Origin of the sequence: Zhongshania sp., assembly GCF_041584495.1 — a bacterium.
In the GTDB taxonomy this organism is placed as follows: Bacteria; Pseudomonadota; Gammaproteobacteria; order Pseudomonadales; family Spongiibacteraceae; genus Spongiibacter.
Genome location: NZ_JBFHDY010000270.1, coordinates 1 through 1,631 on the forward strand (window position 1 = coordinate 1; position 1,631 = coordinate 1,631).

Annotated in this window: 3 protein-coding genes; all 3 read left to right on the top strand. The window is 47.0% G+C overall.

Annotated features, from left to right (window positions below; translation table 11 throughout):
• Positions 1–603: hypothetical protein (locus tag ABYP33_RS18995; RefSeq protein ID WP_373092903.1), on the top strand; the 603-nt coding region annotated here is incomplete at its 5' end.
• A gap of 307 nt (positions 604–910) precedes the next feature.
• Positions 911–1,099, top strand: coding sequence for a hypothetical protein (locus ABYP33_RS19000; protein WP_373092905.1), 189 nt, complete (start codon positions 911–913; stop codon positions 1,097–1,099).
• Positions 1,100–1,282: 183 nt separating this feature from the next.
• Positions 1,283–1,631 (top strand): hypothetical protein (locus ABYP33_RS19005; RefSeq protein ID WP_373092906.1); only part of this gene is annotated, 349 nt, incomplete at its 3' end.

A 1,631-nucleotide genomic window follows, 5' to 3' on the forward strand; every position in this document is an offset into this window, starting at 1 on the left:
AACTTCACCAGTTACATGATGTTGACCAACCACAAGGACGCCATCCCGCTTACCAGTGGCGATAGGCGCTATTGTGTGCTGTTTTCCAGGGTACAGAGCGAGGATCAGCTGTATAAGGAATTGGGCGGTGAGGATGCGGCGGCGCAGTATTTTGAAGACCTGTTTGCCGAGACTCGGCGGCGTCCTGACGCTCTCGCAGCGTTCTTGAAAACGTATAAAATTTCCCCAAATTTCAACCCAACAGGGCGAGCGCCAGACACAAAAGCGCGCCAAATGATGATGGCTGTCAGCACTTCGCCGGAGCGTTTGGCGCTGGAAGACGCTATCGAAAAGCATCATTGCGAGGTCATCAATTCGGATATTTTAGACGTGACTTGGCTCAATAAGCTGTGTGAGAGCGACGGCACCGAAATCCCGAAGACCCGAACCCTGACCGCAATTTTGCTTGAAATGGGATACGAACAGATTGAAGGAAAGAGGATAAAAGTCGCAAAAACTGGCGCGTATCACTACGTCTGGATTGGGGCGCAATACAATCACGCTATTGCGCCCCAAGGTATTCTTAAAAGTTATCATGATGACGATGACTATATTCCATTTTGATAGTAGTCGTTTAGGGGCGCAATGATTGCGCCCTTTTTATTATTGCGCCCCTTATTGCGCCCCTAGTTAAACTATTGATATTTATATATTTATTACAAAAAAGGGCGCAATGGCGCAATAAATAGGTAAAACGGCTGAGGGTGGCTGAAAAAAAAATTTAGAGAGTAAAAAAGTTTTTTAGGTAAGGTGAGCAATAGAAGGGATTATTGCGCCCTTGCGCCCCTCGCCGTCGATTACTGGCCTATTGCGCCCCGCCTAAAAATGTTGATAATTGTAACAAGAAACACACCAAACAATTGGAGCCGTTATGAGCCTTACTGAATATCTGGAAATCGTGAAAAGTCGGATTTTGTCCGGTAAGTGGAAACAGTCGCAAATTGCAAAAGGGGCTGGCGTGGATCGCTACACCATCCGAAAGATCGCCAGCGGCGAAACCCCGAACCCTGGAATTATGACCGTCGAAAAAATTTACCGATTCACCGAAGAAAATAATTGACACTGTGATAATAATCGCATAATCTACCCCTAACCCGCCCACAAAGCGGGGAATGAGAAACAGAGTTATGGCGGTGCGGCCCAAGCGGGTTAGTAGCCAGCACAGAGCGAAGGGCGCATGTGTGCAACGCGTCAGAGAGTTAGCGACTCCCACCGCCACCCAACACCAATGACCGGAGGGGTTATGGAAATCTTAGAAAAGGATAAAAGTTCTTGGCATTCAAAGGTGAACTTTGTTGACGCGAATGATGTTTTTGTAGGATACGACACAGAACAAGATTGCTGTGAAGATGCCGGTTGGTTTATTTCAGACAGAATCAGGGCCTATTCCTATGACGGCAGCCATTTAAATAATCCCAATTTCGATTTGGCCCCTTACGTTTTCGATGCTCAATTTTTCGAGCATGTGCCATCCGGTGATCTTGACGAGGGCGGCATGGTGGCGTTTAAGCTTATTTCTGATGGTAAGCCCGACCTATACCTACATCTTTACAACTGCCACAACGGGTATTACGGGCATGGTTTTGAAGTAA

Bases quoted from the DNA above. Each gene is read 5' to 3' on its own strand.
- ABYP33_RS19000 (WP_373092905.1), top strand. From the start codon at position 911: ATGAGCCTTACTGAATATCTGGAAATCGTGAAAAGTCGGATTTTGTCC.